Source organism: Shewanella sp. ANA-3 (assembly GCF_000203935.1).
Classification (GTDB): Bacteria; Pseudomonadota; Gammaproteobacteria; order Enterobacterales; family Shewanellaceae; genus Shewanella.
On record NC_008577.1, the window covers coordinates 2,514,888 to 2,531,400 of the forward strand.

The following is a 16,513-nucleotide window of genomic DNA, read 5'->3' on the forward strand; positions in this document are numbered from 1 at the left end:
AAAACCACAAGTATATTGGGTATACCACTTACCAAACTCAACTTACTAAATTTGCGATAGAAAAATTGGTATTCGAGAAACATGGTAAAAATAGTGATCTAAAACGAGGAGCTTGCGCAGTTTCCTATGTTCCAAACAGAAAGACTATCAGCTCTTTTAAACCAGGTTCGAATGAACGAGCCTGCATTACACATTGAGCCAAACGAATACCTTTATTTGGCAGCCATGAGCTTATGGAATGTAAACGACGATGACGATTACCGACTTGTCGACCCAGGATATAAGGAGGAACAGTGCAACGAAATATTCTCCTACGTTGACAGGTGGCTGGGTCAAGACGACATCACCTCATTCCGGACAAGTAATTTTCTAAAACGAGCTGTTGAACAGGGCCTCGTAATGCAGGCCGGAAGCTCGTTAAGAAACGCTGATGGCTTCTATCGACTTACTCAGCTGAGTCACGACCTCCTCAAGCCCTTTACCGGCGACACATTGATACAGAAAGAGTCACTTTCTCAGAGATATGTACGGTTGGAGATCTTGCTTGGGAACCTACTCGTCTTGAAGATAGAGGATGACGAAGAGTGGGCTAATGAGATTAAGGCTCAGCTACCTTCATTTAGGGACCTTCTCGATGGTATTAACAAAAACCAGGAGGCCTTAATAAAAGGGTTTCAGCTTCAACGCAGCTCGATCCAGTCAGCAGCCAGCGGCTCTCTTGCGCAACAAATGCAGCACTTGATTGAGTTAATTGACGAGATTGCAGGCCAAATAAGGGACCTAAAATCGTTGATACTGAATGGGGCGGACAATGTGCTTTCTCTACTTCATGAAATCAAAGAGATGGCACATAACAGAAATGCTCCGATCAGACTTACCAATGCTATGGCTGATATTCATGACCAGCTGGATTCTATTCGTCAGTTCTCTGGGCACTCTCTTCTGGAGCTAGCAGAGTTCTTTGAGCAAGTTTTATCCACTATCCGCCTAAAAATCACCCTAGATCCAAACGCGAATCTCAATTTATTGATTGAAAAAGCAGTCCTGCAAATGGATCGGATGCCTTGGTCAATCTCTATTCTTGCGCCAGATCCTGTTGTGGAGCTCAGGGATTGGGAGGCTCCGCCTCCACCTTTGGAAAACGAACTGCCAAATGATGGCGACCCTGAAGTCATCCTTAGAAAGACCCCTAGCGACTACCTAGAAAAATTAGCTAAGGGACTCGTTGCGAGAATGTATGAGAGCGATAACGAGGTCGATATTTCAAAAGTTGCCGACCAGATCCTTTCCAATGAAGAGTTTCAATATAAAGACCGCCATCGGTTGCTGTTTTTCATCTTCGATGAGTTGATAAAAAACGGAGATTGGACACGCCCTGCCTATCACCCTGAGTGGGTACAATTAGCACACGATAATAACGTTGAAATTGAACAACAGTGGTTCAAAAAATATGACTGATCATCTATTTACACACGCTCAAGACTCAAAGAAACAGTACCTTACACTAGATGATGTAATTGATGACCCCCTATTCGCGGATGTAGATTATCGCCTTAGGGGCGGGGTAAACATTACTAGTGAAGATGACCGGTTACATACCTTTCTAGGAGAGACGGAGAGTGTGCTTCGCAAGTTTTACGGCAAGTTACACCTGGCTCTAGAAGTCACGCCTGAGAAAGTTTATTACCTAAGGCCACAGCGTCGTTCAAATGTTCCTACGACCCGATTGAACCAATTAGAAATGGTTATGGGTCTAACGATAGTTGCAATGCAATGGGAAAAAAATGCGACTGATTTCGAATGGATCCCCGTTGATTTTCTTATTGAACGATTGAAGTCTCAGCTGTCGGACGAACGGTTCGCTGAGTTGTATCGCCGTAAGCCGGGCATTCAGACAGACCATGATGTAGGGCGTGTGAGAGAGGAAACGTTGAAGAGACTCTCTAGACTGTCACGTCTGAGTTTTATTAGGCTCAACAGAGATGAGCAGACTTTCTGGGCAACTAATGCGATCTACAGGTTTATCGAACCTTTGAAAGGCTTGAGCAGCGAAGACGAGTTGCCAGGCCGCATAAGTTCGTTAATCCAAGAGGGTTTTCTTACCGACTCACCTTCGCCCAGAGAAGAGTTAAGAGACACGCCAAGAACAGAGTCTGAACATTGGTCATCAGAAGGCCTAACTATCGAAGGTGATACTCGCGATATGTTTGATGCGGAGGAATATGATGCGTAATTACCCATACATAAAGAGCCTGTCGCTTGTGGGCGTCAACGGAGTCTCTGCCAGAACCCTCGATTTAGTTAATCCTCATGAACATCAGACTGATAGGCAATATGGCACCGTGGTTAGCCTTTTAGGCAAAAATGGTTCAGGGAAAACGACGCTACTTGGGACCTTTATGTTGGCTCTCTTACCCGATATTCGCTCGGTCAGTTTGGGAACATCGGATAATTTTACTCAGACGCAGAAGATGCAGGACGCAGAAATGTTTGAGCGCTTGGGTAATCCGTCTCTTATTGGGTTAGAGGTTGTATCTCGTGCTGGTGAAAGAGCGCTGTTTATTGTTCGCTCTGAGCGAGAGACGGGGTCCCGCTTGAAGTTTGACACGTTCAGGGTTGGGTTGTTCGATAGTTTAGCACCACTTGATTTTCTTATCGTTCGTAACGGCAACATGGTTACGCCCAGAACTATAGATGGTATTCGAGATATAGCTGCCGAGCATGGCTGCCGACTACAAAGCTTCGACAAGATTGATAAATACATGCTGGCGTTGTTTAACGATGGTATTTTGCCCAGAACATTCAACCGTTCTAATGAGCGTTACCAATTAGGTCAGATTTTTCACAGCGCCATGTCAGGAAAAAGAGATCAAGCTATCGGCCGAGATCTAGCTGATTTCCTAATGACGCACTCAAGGACAAATATCAAAAGTGTGGTCGATGTGTTGTCTGGAACAATGCGAAAGCTTAGGCAGACAAGAGATGATCTGGCGCACAACTCCAAAGACTATGCGTTTTTCAAGGAGTTGTTAGAGAAGTCCTTCACTGTATCAGCTAAAGCATGGGCTCAAGCCGAGTACAATTTTTCTCGAGCAGATAAAGAAGCTACATCCTGTCGACAAGATGTTTCAGAGTGCAAAGTTTCTATTGAGAAGAGTGATCAGGATCTTACGGAGTGTCGTTCGAAACTAGATACAAGCGTTGAGAATAGAACATCACTCGAGCAGGAAAGTGAACAGCTAAAGCCAAGACTTGCTTCTGCTGTTGAGGGCGAAATCTTCTACAAGCAGGGTAAACAAGCCTCTGTGAGTCTATTAAAGAAGGAAGCTCAACTTTACGAGAGTTTGAGTTTGTCCCAGTTGGCTGACGAAGGCGCTGACGCGTCGCGCAACAAAGTTGAACAAGCTAATCAAGATATCTTGGATATCCAAGCACAGCTCGCAGATGTGCAAGAACGTTTTATCCTTCTTGAGAAAAAGGCGGGGCAATACCGAAATGCGAAGTCGTTATTAGATAGCGTCAAGAGCTGGTGTGGCGATAGCTTTGAACTAGCGAAGCTTAAGGGCATGATTGAAGAATACACTGCACAATCCAAACAGCTAGCGCTAGAGGCGGACCAGCTGGGAAACAAGCTCAATAGTGCAGAGAATATCAATGAAATTCATGCTAAAGCTGCATCACTGATTCGACGCGCTGGCGATAGCATTGACCCAAACGTCGCAAAGAATTGGTTTATCTCTACAGAGCTTAGACTCGAAGAGGAACGCCCGCTAGCCGTTAGCCTTGAACAGATGAGAAATGGATTGAGTGCGTTGAAAAGGAATCATCGTACTGTGAACCGCATGCTTGATCGCTTTAAGCAAGCAAAGTTACCACGCATGCCTTCCAATGAATCTGAGTACCAACAGCTTACGGAAGACAGAGGAGAAGCTCTTGAGTCGGCGAAGGAGGTGAAAGCGAGTGTCGATGCTAGGTATGAGGACGAGCGACATATCCAGGAAGAGCTAAAGATCGAGGTTTCACGTCTCAAATCGCTGCGAACAGAGTGGCAAAATTATCAACCTGCGGTTGCACGTTTATATGAATGCTTCCCTGATACTCAATTCACGGCAGAGATGTTAGATGGGTTGATTAAAAACACGCAGAGAGAACTCAGGTCATTACGAGAGAATAACTCCCGAATAGAGAGCAATATATTTTCTTTGAAAGAGAGGATCCTTTCACTCAGCAACAGGGAAACTGGGTCATTGGAAACCCTCCAACGTTTTGCCAGCGATGTTGGCGGAGTGGCCGTAGCGGACTTGTATAGCGATATACCGTTAGAAGAAGCTGGATTCACCGAAGCGGCTTTAGGTCAGCTTATGTGCGCTATCGTAGTGAATGACCCGAGCGATGCGGCTAGAACGCTATTAGCTGAATATGGTGATAACTGGCCATTACCTGACGTGATCTTAATGACTGTAAAAAACCACAGTCCTGATCAACTACGGAGTGGTGGCTATGACGCGGACCTGTTTTTTAAAGATCTTAGTCAAGAGTTTGTAGGTGCTGATCTAGACCTTAATCACAACGAAAATGATGTTCCTTGGGTAGTTCTCAGTGAACCCTTTGGCGGTATACGTGTTAGCGGGGTGCCTACTGAACCAGTTTTGGGTAAAGAGGCTCGGGATAAGCTGATAGCAGATCTACAAATTGAGTTAAATTCAAAGCAAACTTTGTTTGACAGTAACGATGAGAATATATCGCTGCTGCAAAGTGGCCTAGAGCAAGCCAATCGAATCAACGTTAATCCCTCATTGGCTTTCGCTGTTGAGCCTAATGTTGAGCTCAAAAAACAGAAATTACAACAACAAGGTAATAAGGTAGCTGACCTGTACTCTCAAACGTTGCAAGCGACCAATCGCGTAAAAACCTTAGAACTACAATGCAGTTTGCTTGAACAGCATGCGGATTCAAGTGATTTGCTAGACGTTAACTTCGACAAGGAGATTATGGAAGCAGAGGAACAAATCATACGTTCTGAAAAGGCTAAAAAGTATGTCGATAGGTACGGCGGTACCTTCTCGCAGATAAAGCAGCAATACCCGAAGATTCGAGAAGATTATCAATCTGACATAGACACGCTAAAGCGACAACATCAACTCGCTGAACAAGATCTTAGCAATACCAACAACCGCAAGCGCGATTTAACCTCGCTTAACCAAGTGGCGAATCATCTCGCTGACGATTACGAGCAAGCACAAAACGATCTTGCGAAAGAAGATGGAAACGTAAGTTCATTGCGTGAGAGGCACAAACAGAAACGTGTCATGCTCGATGAGTTGAAGGTTCAGTTGAGAGAAAGCGAAGATAAAGCACGCAAAAACAAAGAGGTACATCTTAAGCTTCAATCGGAATATTCTGTGTTAGAAGAGCAGGTTGCGGAATCAAAACGTAGTTTGTCAAAGCTGACTTACCCTTATTGCGAAGGACTCGAAAAACAACTTTCACTCGATAGCGAAACGATATCTAAACGATTGAGAGCGGCTCAAGAGCAATGTGAATCACTCCAACTTAAGCAAGTATCATTAACCGAACGCCATAACACCCTACTCAAGCAAGTAGAATCCCTACAGAGTACATCAGTGATTGCAGAAGAGGCGCGTGAAAATGCAAATGGTATAAAGCAAAAGGTGCTGGATGCTCTGCCTGCCGGAGCCACAAAACATAAGCTAGAGCAAGAAATGGACGTCTATTTTAAACTGATGCATGAAGGTGAGGCCGTCCAATACACTAATGGGATTTACGCAATATCTGGATTGGTCAATCGCTATGGTTTGAGTCGAGATGATGAGTTCTCCCAAAAAATAAATAGTTTTAATCTAGAGGGAGGGACCACCCTGCCTAGTCTTTGCCAGCTGCATAGTGACGCTATTTCTTTGTTTCGTCGGCAAGCCCGAGGGGACATTATTCGTAGTTCCGAGCCGACAGAGATGCTTACACAATTGGATAGTGCGTGTAGTCTCGCTAGGAGAACACTTGAAAGCGCCGAAGAGCAGTTTCTCACAGATAGAAATGAACTAGGAAATGCCATTGCCCGTCGTGTACAGGATGAGCAGAAAGCCATAAGAAGGCTAAGTGCTGAAATGATAGGAATAAGCTTTGGGCAAGTTGCGGCTATTCGTCTAGTACCTAAAAGCGTCCCTCATTTCGAAGCTACTTTGAAGGCTTTGAGAGGAAGCGACGATGTCATGGACGATCTCTTCAATAATGCTGAAGATGTAGAAGAAGCGCTCGCAACACTATATCAAAAAACCACTGGTGGCCGGATCGAGGGAGAAAAGCTGCTTGACCATAAGAACTACATCAATGTGGTAACAGAAATCCAGAGAGTTGGTAGTGAAGAATTTGAGTTATTGGATGACAAAACACTTTCAACAGGAGAGCGAATTGGCTCTGGATTGGTTGTCTTAATAGCAATTCTAAAAAACTGGGGACGGGTCTCACATGAAAAACAACCTTTCTTAATCCCGTTAGTAATGGATGAAGCATCACGTTTGGACTCCGACGCTCAGAGAACGGTGCACCAGTTGGCGGTAAAGACCGGAAGTCAGATTGTAATTGCCGCACCTGAGTCGCAAGGAAAGATATCAGGTGTTGGCTATCAACTTGTCAGAAGTGCTTCTAAAGCAGGTAACAAAGAGAGCCGTGTAATCATTAGTGGGATCCGGGATGCTGACAGTTTAGGGATTGATGAAGAAGCATTTATCGATTCGGTTGTGAGTGGGGCGGCGCATTGATGCATGGACTACTGGAGGATGTAAAGTTAACACCTAAGCAGGCACTGGCACTTATTGATAAGCTTATTGAGCGCGGGAAAGTGTTGCCCAACCAGAGAGATAGTTTACTGATTGAGCGCCTTGAGCAACTTGGCATAGTGAAACGAGTGGGGAGTTACTGGCAGCTGTGTGAGCCCCAACGCATTGAGAGTGTTCGTAACCAAATAACGCAATATACTTTGCAAAAAAACAGGCCTGGTATCTTACGAAAGATGCCCGTTGTACATCATAAAAGTGCTGCTGCCTGGCGAGGACATAGCAAAAGTGGGCAAGGCGAGGCTCTTCAGAAAGGTCAACTGATAAGTACAGACGATGTAGTACGGGTCCGCACTCAGAAGACCGGGTTCGTAATATACAGCGATAACGCCACGATTGATACTGACTTGGAGACTCTGCAAAGGACTGAAGTCAGCTTACCAGAACGGTTGTACAAAGACGCTCATGCGCCCTGTGTCGCTGGGGTAAAGTTGGTGTTGACTGTCGAAAACTTGGGCACATTTGTTGACTTCCCCATGGTGGATGGACTCGTATTGGTTTACTCATCAGGGAATAACTTTGCATCATCGGTTTGTTTTATCAAGCGCTTCTTGGAAGAGGTGACCTGGGCACACTTCCCGGACCTTGATCCCAATGGTCTGATCATATCAACGCAAATGGCAGATACCCTCAACAAACCTTGCAATGTTTGGATTCCACCTCATTGGGATAGGGTCCGAGCTCAGCCGCTGGTTTCTGGTAAAGGAAAAAAGGTATGGGGGGAAGCCCCTGCCTGCCCTGAAATCGCAAGTTTGCAGGAAACAAGCCATTGGGTTGAGCAAGAGGTTCTCGTCTTAGATCAACGAAGCGTCAAAGCCGTCAGTGAGCTTGTTAGTGAGCCTAAGCTCCGGCTAATAACTCTTCAATACTAAAGATTTTACGATTGACAGTTCAGGCGGCAGTTAATCAAACATTGTACTCGGCGAAGCTGATGTTCGTGCAGTGTGTCGACAATTCCGCTACAGGGAAAGTCTCAATTCATTGCCTGGCGAACAATAGCCTAGCTATGCCCATAAGAAGCAGTTATCTGACTAGTTTACTTCTTAAGAATAAGGATACTTAATGAGTATTGAGAAGTTTAGAAGCGTGGAGGAACTAAAACAGTTCTTCGAAGAAGGAGGTAACCCTTGGTTTGATGCAGAATTTTCTCCTCAGACTCAGAGTATCGTCGAAGCATTGGATGCAAAAGGAGCCTTTCTCAATAAGTGGTGGGTAAGGACCGCCATGGATTGGAAGTGTCCCGCCTGTAAAAGGACTAAGCCCCAAATAGCCAAACTAGATAATCGTAGATATGCCTCCTGCAAACTGGAGGAGCATCACGATCACATGAAGGATACGGTGCGCACGTTGTTCGAAGAAATATCTTCGAACAGAGAAGTCGTTGTTGCAACTGAGCTAGCTAAGCGGTTTGCAATCAGGACGTCCTTTGCAATTTCCGCTTACGATAACACGGTGATTTGCGCGGATTGTAATAAAGCAGACGGTATTGCAAAACGGATGGTCAAAACTCACAGTGACTTTTCATACTCTCCAGCAGAAATTGGGCGATTTGTAAAACCATCAGATAATCGAGAGCATGAAATTGACGCGGATATCGCCAAGGAAATTTGGAACGAGAATCTGGAAACGTTCAATAAGCGTATGCAGTTGGCAAAAGTTATAGCGGAGTTGGCTGCCAGCGATTCACATTGGTATCAACCCTCAGAACCAACAGCCAAGCAAGTCAATGATTCTGCCAATTACAAGTTTAACTTGCGTGGATTAAGAGACCTTCACGATGATCCTGAAAAGCTTCTATACAATACAACGCCTTTCAAGGGAAACCACTCATCATGGAGATTGAATCCCAAGCCTTTCACAAGTACGAGACCAACTGATGGACAAATAGCACATTTATCTAACACCAGGGGGCGGTACTGGAACAGGTACGACGACAGCTGGCAATGCCCATGTTGTGGTCGTTTAAAGCGGGAATGTCTTAAGCCGTCTAAAAATAACCCTTGGGTGTTTGAAGTAAAGGCCATTCTAGCTCATGATTCTGAGCATCAGTCTTTTGCTGAAGAAATTAAGGTGTGCAACGAATGTTTCAATGCTGCAAACCATCTTGGCCAGGAAGCAATAAAAGAAGCCAAAGAACAAGATGAGACGGTAGATGTATATTTTCCACATAGCTTGATACAACTGGAAGAGTTGAAGTCTGTTATAACGCCGAGATTACACTCCTCACATATCATTGATAATGACTTGGCTGAAAACGTGGTTCGCAATGCCATCAGGCGCATTATTGATGAAGACTATAACCAATCCCCAAAGCACAAGATGAAGCTGCAAGAACAGTTCAGTACAATGCTTTATGGTGGAAGTTGTGAATAGTTCAGCCTTCGCTAGACACGAATGCAGCGACTCCACTGTCTAATTTGATCAAATATTGTGAAGGTCCACTAGAACCGACTTTAAAAAAAATCAGTGATTTATATGGGGATTACTAAAATTGGCCTTCTTTTGAGAATTACATGAGGGGAATGAAATGGATGTCAATGAAAGTAGATATATTCTTATCCAGAATCACGGTCTTCAAAATACCGATGATGTTTATACATTTTATTACGATGAAACGAATAACATCCGAAAACTATATTTGAAAGATTCTGGCCTTAATAGGGACTTTACCTGCACGTTCTTCCCGTAATTGCTTAACCCATTTGCCCAGAGTTGAATAACCAACTCCCATGGCTTCGGCTGCTTCTCTATTCGTATAACCTTGGTCAACAACCAGTTGTGCTGTTTCCAGTCTGAATTCAGGGCTAAAATTCGGGCCTTTTTTCTTTGTCATTTTGTCACCTAACGTTGTTATGCTGCCATCATAGCAGCTCTAATTAGGTGGCCAAATTCACTATGCCACTACACTCATATATTAGAACGTGAGAGCGTGGAGCGGATCGCTGCTCATCCTGGAAATCCGATTGGCAATATTGTCGAACTCTGGGAAGAACAGGAAATCGGTGTGACTAAAGAAGCAAAGTTATTGAAGGTAATTGACCGCTTATTGCCATTCTTACATAACATGACTAGCGAAGGCCAAGCTTGGAGGGATAATGGAATACATAAAGCCCAAGTGTTGAATATGCACCAATTTATCGAGAAGGAAAGTCCTGAAATTTTTTCATGGTTTGTTATACAGCTCGAATATGCCGTTGAACAAGGTTGGCTTAAAGCATGATCTTTCATTGGTTGTTTCTTGTCTATCCAGACTAGGCCCGTAACTTGTCGATGCCCCATTCAAAGTTATCAACACGACTTGAGATGAGCATCACTAGCCTAATGTTGACCCAAACTAAGTAATGCGACAAAGTCGCCGACTCTAACTATGGCGATTCTGCGCCGCTTACTACTAATAATCATTAAGTTAATTATTCTTAAATATCTGAAAGGAAGCACCTATGATAGGCATTATTGCCGATTGTCTTGGTTTACCTGGGCGTCCTACTCTTTTTAAGCCAGATTCTGCTATGGAAAATGCCTGCTGGGGGCAAGAAAACAATGGTTTCTCTGCTGCTGTTGCCGCTGCTGGCAGGCCTAAGCTTTATTGATGAAATATGGGCCAGGCACCAGTTTCAGGCCTTATGCGCAGAAGATAATTTACTAAGCTACCAGGCGGATAAGGTCAGGGGGCAAGCGGTCAGCACCAAAGCGCTGATCCGGAACAATATCAGCGCAGCCGTGCCTATCGTTGAGCATACCCGGTACTGGTTTGTAGCTGGCACTGATGACATCGTGATCACCAGCAAAAGTTAGTTAGAAAATGGAAATTTATCTCCTCAAGATGCTGAGAAGCAATTAAGCGACATCTTAGTTCCGTTATTAAATGAAGATGGGTATAACATTGTTCAGACTCCTTTTCGCGGTGACATTGGAGTAGATTTTATTGCTGAGAAGCAACTTTCCACTAACCTAGAGCAAGTGGGAATCGAATATAAGCACTATAAATCTGCTGTAGGTGTCGATGCTGTTCGCCGGTTACTGGGAACAACATTTACTCACAACTTTGACCGTTTAATTTTAGTAACCAAATCTCGTTTTACTAAAGCTGCCCTTGAGCTTGCGAATTCGGCTTTACCAGTCAAGCTTGAACTAATTGACTTAGATGCTCTAAGAGCGTGGGTGCAGAGAGCAGAAAAAACTGAAGACTATGACTTCGAACTAGTAAATATTATTCGTTCCAATATTAGCGAGCGGTTAGCAGTGCTAATAGCTAAAAATCCGCGATATCTAATGGATATTGAATGGAGAGAGCTTGAGTATGTTATTCAAACCGTTTTTGAAGAGCTAGGGTTCAGCGCAGAACTTACCCCAGGAAGCAAAGATGGCGGTAAAGATTTAGTGCTTACCTGTAGGATTTCTGGGCAAGATCATACATATTACGTAGAGCTGAAGCACTGGAGATCCCAACAAAAAGTAGGTGGACAAGCTGCTAGAGGTTTCCTGAAAGTGATTGTTAATGAAGAAGTGAATGGTGGGTTATTTCTTTCTTCATATGGTTATTGTGAGAATGCGTTTGAAATGTTGACTGAAATTGACAGAAAACATTTAAAGTTCGGCGATCAGAAAAAAATCGTTACATTATGTACACAATACGTTAAGTCTAAATCTGGTATTTGGTCTCCTACTAGCGGTTTATCGGAAGTATTGTTTGAACAAACTATATAAATTCGCCTAACAAGGCGCTCAAGAATGACAAAAAACGCTTGGCGTTTTTTGCATCTTAGCTTTGCGTTAACCCATAGAAATTTTTATCCGAAAATGTCGAGTTAGAGTTAAGGCTTTAACTCGGAATTGTCCAATTACTTGATAGAGCATTTAATACAAATGAAAGAATAGGGCGGAATAAAAGTAGTCACAAAATTAGTGTTTTAAGATGCTTATTACATTGACAAATGCCATACATTTTTTACAAGGAAGCATCTTCATGATATCAGTAACTTTTCACGAAAACTCGAGGCGTACACGTCAATTCAAGTCTGAAAATGGAGCTTTGAAGGCCGTATGGAAATGGCTTAAAGCAACAGAAGACGATAACGCCTATGCAGTGATTATTGGTCCTATGTATTCTGAGCCAAGAGTCATCAAAGGCTGGCAAGAACTTCCATTCAGTGAACCTGAAAATTTAGACTTTTTGCAGACTAAGGAATGGCGTCGACTGAGACAACAGGCCTTTGAGTTATATGGAAACTTTTGTGCCTGCTGTGGTAGAGGTCCAAAAGATGGCGTAGTGCTTCATGTAGATCATAAAAAACCTCGTTCGAAATATCCAAAACTTCAAGATGACATCAACAATCTTCAGATTCTTTGTGAAGAACACAACCAAATGAAATCCAATACATCTGAGCGCGATTGGGCTCAGTGGTGCCAAGCCAACTCTGTACGTGGCACTAAATAGTCCAACACAAGGGTTAGTGAGGCACGGGCACGTGTCGAAGTATTCATAAATCAGAGCGACTGTTGTTATAAACACTCAGACACAAAATTCTCACGTATTTCAGAATAGAGCACCTAAATCAGAATAGTGAGAACATTCTGATTCTCAGTGAGAATTGTCACGCATAGGGAATAGTGCTTTCCATATTTACTCACATTCAATTTAACATAATATACATTGTGCGCAACTTTGTGTGAGAGGGATTTGGGATGCCAACACAGCACTAGTCAATGCCTTGTAGATGGTCTAATGGCTTATTGAAGGCGCTTTCGTGTCGTTCGATTTGTGTGGTGTGCAAATATTTCGATGTGGTGTCGATACTCTCATGGCCAGCATCGGCTTGCACGTGTGACAACGGCCGACGATTGATATTGATGTCATGAGTGATCCCTGTGTGCCGGATATTATGCGCGGTGAGTTTTCGCATTTGCTCGGCATCGTGATTAAAGCCATCGGCTTGCGCGTTATCTGCCGCGAGATTGATAATGGTCTGAATATCTTCGCGGATTTGCCTGATCCCAAGATTGGCATTCACAAGACCCGCGTCGCGGCCACGACCGGCGGCGCGATGACGTACGAACAAAGGATGATGTTCGCCTTGGTTTGGAAAATCAGGCAGCCCTAAAAATTGCCGATATTTGACTAAACCATCGAGTAATGCCTTAGAAATCGCCACGCTGCGTTTTTTGCCGCCTTTACTGAGTGGAATGTGAAAACTCCAAATACCTGTCTGTGGATTTTGCCTAAATTGCCCCATAACCGGTGAATAGCCAACCCGCGCCGAAACATCCGAAATGCGCAGATAACAGGAATAAATCAATGAAATCAAGAATAAACTACGTTGATGCAACTCTGGGGACTCAGTAGCCAATTGAGTGACGGTACTCATAACATAGGACCACTGTAACTCTGTGAAAGCCAAGCTATTTTCTTCTTCCTCTGTTTGCCTTTGATACTGCTTATTCTGCGCAAAACGGCTGTGATTCAACCAAATTTGCGCGGAATTACGCTCGCAAAACTCCTCACTTATTAAGTAACTGTAAAACGAGGATAAAATGGCAATCTTGGTTTTTAACGCATTATCGCTCAACACATAGGGTTGAATTTGACCTAACTGTTTCTTGCCCACAAATGGCCGCCAAAGACTGTTTGGTACCCGTTCATCGCGCAATTTGTCCAATTTAAATTGTGGCACATTAAAATAACCGATCAGTTCCAGCGGCGGCGCCAAGCAGTAATCCACATAACGACTCATATCCTTACGTAGCACCTGTGTGGGTGACATTTTCGCGACATCAAAGCACCAATGCAGGAACGTGGTCAGTTCACTTCGATAGGCTTTATAGTTGTTTTCACTGTGTTTTTGCTCGAACAACCAATCAGTTGCGTGTTCCATCACTAAACCCGCATCGGGCACATCAGATAAGCTGACTTGAGTGATGTATTGATTCACCACACTGTTGCCATATTGTATGAATTCAATTGAATCAAACAGAGGTAAAACTGGAGGTAGCTGCATATTAACTTTAAAATTTAACTATTTATTGCATGATAATACTTAAACGCAAATGCCGATAACGTTATTTATCGGCATTAACCAAAAACTCAATTTGCGAACAGTTTGTTTGCGTACATTGCTGGCAACTAATGCGTTTTTGACAGCAAATCAGGCAAAGCTGCCAGACTTTACGTTTAGATTGACTATCGAGACACGAGAAATCCGCCGCACATAACTTACCTTCACGGATAAGCTGCGCGAGTTTCTCCTCAGAAATCGATAAATTGATCCGCTCGGCCATATAAATCCCCTGCTAATAATCCTGTTTCGATAATACCAAGATGAGAATAATTCTCAATAATCTTAATTCAATAATGCTAACTCCCCCACTTTATTAATTTTTTCAACTTATCCGATTGGCTTCTACTACACTCTAACTGTGTGATGCTCCTTTATGTGATGAGGTATCGGATGGTGATTGATCTTGCAAACAAAAAGCCGTTGTTCTCCGCGAAGAAAGCCACAGAAATATCCCCCGCTGCCGCTCCGTGGAAGATCCTTGTTGTTGATGATGAACCCGATGTCCACACAGTCACCAAACTTGCTCTTTCACGTTTTCGACTCGATGGCCGTGCCCTCACCTTTATTAATGCCTACAGTGGTGAACAGGCCAAAGAACTGCTCGCACAGGAGCAAGACATTGCCGTCGCCTTTATCGATGTGGTGATGGAGAGCGACCATGCTGGGCTCGAGCTGGTCAAATGGATCCGCGAAGTGCAAGTGAACAAAAATATTCGACTCATTCTGCGCACCGGCCAGCCAGGACAAGCCCCCGAAGAAGATGTGATAGTCAATTACGATATTAATGATTACAAAGCAAAATCTGAGCTTGATTCCCGTAAGCTGATGACCAGCGTCTACTCTTCATTACGCTCGTACCGCGATATTATGGAAATCGAACAAGCAAGACGCGCGCAAATGAATCACAGAATAGGTTTAGAGCGGGTACTTGAGGCCACCTCGGGCTTGTTTGAACTGCGAACGCTACATAAGTTTGCCGATGGACTCCTTACACAAGTCGCCACCCTACTCAACCTCGATACTGAAACCTTATTACTCACCTGCAATGCGATGGATGCGATCAGCGGCCATGTGGATTCGGCCGAAATCGAAATCCTCGCGGGAACAGGCCAGTTTGCCAATAGCCCTCCTCATAAAGAACTCCCTGAGCATATTGGTAAATTACTACGTAGCGCCTTAATCCAAAAACGCTGCCTATACGAAGACAATTGTTTTGTGGGTTACTTCCCGACAAAGAGCGGGCTTATCAATCTACTCTATATGGATGGCATTGATAAAATAGATGATTTGGACAAAAAACTGGTCGATATCTTTGCGATAAACGTCGGGGTTGCGTTTGAGAATCTACTCCTGAATCAGGAAGTTGAAGATACCCAATCAGAACTGATCCTGCGCTTAGGCGATGTGGTTGAGAGTCGTTCTAAAGAGGCCGCCAATCATGTTAAACGCATGGCGGAATATTGTGCCCAGCTAGCGTTATTGGCTGGGTTAACCGAAATCGAAGCCGACTTGCTGCGCCGCGCTTCACCTATGCACGATATAGGTAAAATCGCGATCCCCGATGCGGTGTTACTCAAACCCGGTAAATTAGATGATCAAGAATGGTCAGTGATGCGCCAACATCCGACTATTGGCTATCAAATTCTCGCAAATTCCGAGCGGCCGATCCTTAAAGCGGCGGCGATTATCGCCCTACAACACCATGAAAAATATGACGGCTCTGGCTATCCAGGCAATTTACAACAAGATCAAATTCACATTTTCGCCCGCATCGTTGCTATCGCCGATGTGTTCGATGCCCTGTCTCACGCCCGTTGCTATAAAGCCGCATGGCCATTAAACGAAGTGATAGATGAAATGCGCAAAGGTGCGGGTAAGCATTTTGACCCCGATTTGCTGGAACTCTTTATCAATAACATCGATATTTTCGTGCGGGTCAAAGAGAGTTGGAAGGATCATGACGAATAATGAAAATAAGCTTAAAAATCAGTAGAAAATTCATCATTATTCGCCATATCAACGCGTTTATTCGTTTAAATTGACCAACAGGGGTTTAATAGGAGTTAATTCCCCTGCTTAGTGAGGATTATCGGCAAGAAAGTCAAAAATAACGGCGTGCTCCTCTCCGTTTCGGTTAAAACGGATAAATCCTCGCCACACCATGTATCCGCTGCTGCAAGAACCGTAAATCATCTGTCCTTCATAGTGAGTTTTATTCAGTTCATTAAGATTGACAGGAATAATGCCCATAAACATATCTCGACCTTCTAAACGTATCTGAAGATTGTCAATCGGCTCTGAGGTTAATAGCTTCAATGTTAATGGCTTTTCGCTCGGCGCATGGGCTGGTGACAGGCTAATTCGCAGTTCAACACCCGCGACGTTTTTAATGCAATCCCCCTGTGTAAAAGCACAAAGTGTTGGGTCTACAGCCTTTGTTTCGACCTGTTGCGTGGCTTTTTCATTACAAGCTGTGAGATTCATCATAACTAGCATGATGGATAGCGGAAGAAGTTTGCGAGTAAGCACAAAAATTAACCTTGTGATGCAAGATGTTAACATTCTATGGCGTAGGTTGATCTAGATCAACTTTCCAGACCCCAT

12 protein-coding genes and 2 pseudogenes are annotated in these 16,513 nt (G+C 43.9%); 10 read left to right on the forward strand and 4 right to left on the reverse strand.

The window, feature by feature from the left end; all coding sequences use genetic code 11:
* Window positions 1–126: 126 nt before the first annotated feature.
* The 5 genes from SHEWANA3_RS11020 (at window position 127) to SHEWANA3_RS11040 (ending at window position 9,227) form a co-directional block, all read left to right on the forward strand.
* Complete coding sequence (locus SHEWANA3_RS11020) at window positions 127–1,458, forward strand: hypothetical protein (protein ID WP_041412633.1); 1,332 nt, start codon at window positions 127–129, stop codon at window positions 1,456–1,458.
* Window positions 1,451–2,233, forward strand: coding sequence for a chromosome partition protein MukE (locus SHEWANA3_RS11025; RefSeq protein ID WP_011717072.1), 783 nt, complete (start codon window positions 1,451–1,453; stop codon window positions 2,231–2,233). The genes SHEWANA3_RS11020 and SHEWANA3_RS11025 overlap by 8 nt, the downstream gene beginning before the upstream one ends.
* Window positions 2,223–6,779, forward strand: coding sequence for a chromosome partition protein MukB (gene mukB / locus SHEWANA3_RS11030; RefSeq protein WP_166485354.1), 4,557 nt, complete (start codon window positions 2,223–2,225; stop codon window positions 6,777–6,779). Before SHEWANA3_RS11025 ends, mukB begins: the two co-directional genes overlap by 11 nt.
* Window positions 6,779–7,726 carry a Wadjet anti-phage system protein JetD domain-containing protein gene (locus SHEWANA3_RS11035; protein WP_041412634.1) on the forward strand — a complete coding sequence of 316 codons (948 nt, stop codon included), beginning with the start codon at window positions 6,779–6,781 and terminating at the stop codon, window positions 7,724–7,726. Before mukB ends, SHEWANA3_RS11035 begins: the two co-directional genes overlap by 1 nt.
* 190 nt (window positions 7,727–7,916) lie before the next feature.
* Window positions 7,917–9,227 carry a hypothetical protein gene (locus tag SHEWANA3_RS11040; RefSeq protein WP_011717075.1) on the forward strand — a complete coding sequence of 437 codons (1,311 nt, stop codon included), beginning with the start codon at window positions 7,917–7,919 and terminating at the stop codon, window positions 9,225–9,227.
* 286 nt (window positions 9,228–9,513) lie between these two features.
* Here SHEWANA3_RS11040 and SHEWANA3_RS11045 read toward each other — a convergent pair.
* Window positions 9,514–9,687: pseudogene (locus SHEWANA3_RS11045) on the reverse strand (transposase); the annotation flags it as partial.
* 78 nt (window positions 9,688–9,765) lie between these two features.
* On the opposite strand from SHEWANA3_RS11045, the gene SHEWANA3_RS11050 reads away from it, so the two are divergent.
* From SHEWANA3_RS11050 to SHEWANA3_RS23020, 4 genes and pseudogenes are all read left to right on the forward strand, one after another.
* Window positions 9,766–10,074, forward strand: a complete 309-nt coding sequence (locus tag SHEWANA3_RS11050; RefSeq protein WP_279587704.1) for an HD domain-containing protein — start codon at window positions 9,766–9,768, stop codon at window positions 10,072–10,074.
* A gap of 233 nt (window positions 10,075–10,307) precedes the next feature.
* Window positions 10,308–10,649, forward strand: a complete 342-nt coding sequence (locus SHEWANA3_RS11055) for a hypothetical protein (RefSeq protein ID WP_011717078.1) — start codon at window positions 10,308–10,310, stop codon at window positions 10,647–10,649.
* Between the two features lie 48 nt (window positions 10,650–10,697).
* Window positions 10,698–11,561 (forward strand): annotated as a pseudogene (locus tag SHEWANA3_RS23955) (restriction endonuclease); the annotation flags it as partial.
* 259 nt (window positions 11,562–11,820) lie between these two features.
* Entirely contained in the window at window positions 11,821–12,291 is a 471-nt protein-coding gene (locus SHEWANA3_RS23020) for an HNH endonuclease signature motif containing protein (RefSeq protein ID WP_049795964.1), read from the forward strand.
* Between the two features lie 262 nt (window positions 12,292–12,553).
* Here SHEWANA3_RS23020 and SHEWANA3_RS11070 read toward each other — a convergent pair whose 3' ends face one another.
* Window positions 12,554–13,849 (reverse strand): site-specific integrase, encoded by a 1,296-nt coding sequence (locus SHEWANA3_RS11070; RefSeq protein WP_011717080.1) that lies wholly within the window; start codon window positions 13,847–13,849, stop codon window positions 12,554–12,556.
* Between the two features lie 61 nt (window positions 13,850–13,910).
* Window positions 13,911–14,129 (reverse strand): hypothetical protein, encoded by a 219-nt coding sequence (locus tag SHEWANA3_RS11075; RefSeq protein ID WP_041412636.1) that lies wholly within the window; start codon window positions 14,127–14,129, stop codon window positions 13,911–13,913.
* A gap of 170 nt (window positions 14,130–14,299) precedes the next feature.
* On the opposite strand from SHEWANA3_RS11075, the gene SHEWANA3_RS11080 reads away from it, so the two are divergent.
* On the forward strand, window positions 14,300–15,877 hold the full coding sequence (locus SHEWANA3_RS11080) for a DUF3369 domain-containing protein (RefSeq protein WP_011717081.1): 1,578 nt from the start codon (window positions 14,300–14,302) through the stop codon (window positions 15,875–15,877).
* Between the two features lie 108 nt (window positions 15,878–15,985).
* On the opposite strand, the gene SHEWANA3_RS11085 is transcribed toward SHEWANA3_RS11080, so the two are convergent.
* A complete protein-coding gene (locus SHEWANA3_RS11085) occupies window positions 15,986–16,471 on the reverse strand; it encodes a hypothetical protein (protein ID WP_011717082.1) in 486 nt (161 codons plus the stop codon).
* Between the last annotated feature and the right edge of the window lie 42 nt (window positions 16,472–16,513).

Excerpts from the sequence above, each read along its gene's own strand:
- SHEWANA3_RS23020 (WP_049795964.1), top strand. The coding sequence starts at position 11,821 with ATGATATCAGTAACTTTTCACGAAAACTCGAGGCGTACACGTCAATTC.
- SHEWANA3_RS11070 (WP_011717080.1), bottom strand. The coding sequence starts at position 13,849 with ATGCAGCTACCTCCAGTTTTACCTCTGTTTGATTCAATTGAATTCATA.
- SHEWANA3_RS11085 (WP_011717082.1), bottom strand. The coding sequence starts at position 16,471 with ATGTTAACATCTTGCATCACAAGGTTAATTTTTGTGCTTACTCGCAAA.
- SHEWANA3_RS11040 (WP_011717075.1), top strand. The coding sequence starts at position 7,917 with ATGAGTATTGAGAAGTTTAGAAGCGTGGAGGAACTAAAACAGTTCTTC.
- SHEWANA3_RS11080 (WP_011717081.1), top strand. The coding sequence starts at position 14,300 with ATGGTGATTGATCTTGCAAACAAAAAGCCGTTGTTCTCCGCGAAGAAA.
- SHEWANA3_RS11025 (WP_011717072.1), top strand. The coding sequence starts at position 1,451 with ATGACTGATCATCTATTTACACACGCTCAAGACTCAAAGAAACAGTAC.
- SHEWANA3_RS11075 (WP_041412636.1), bottom strand. The coding sequence starts at position 14,129 with ATGGCCGAGCGGATCAATTTATCGATTTCTGAGGAGAAACTCGCGCAG.
- SHEWANA3_RS11035 (WP_041412634.1), top strand. The coding sequence starts at position 6,779 with ATGCATGGACTACTGGAGGATGTAAAGTTAACACCTAAGCAGGCACTG.
- SHEWANA3_RS11020 (WP_041412633.1), top strand. The coding sequence starts at position 127 with ATGTTCCAAACAGAAAGACTATCAGCTCTTTTAAACCAGGTTCGAATG.
- mukB (WP_166485354.1), top strand. The coding sequence starts at position 2,223 with ATGATGCGTAATTACCCATACATAAAGAGCCTGTCGCTTGTGGGCGTC.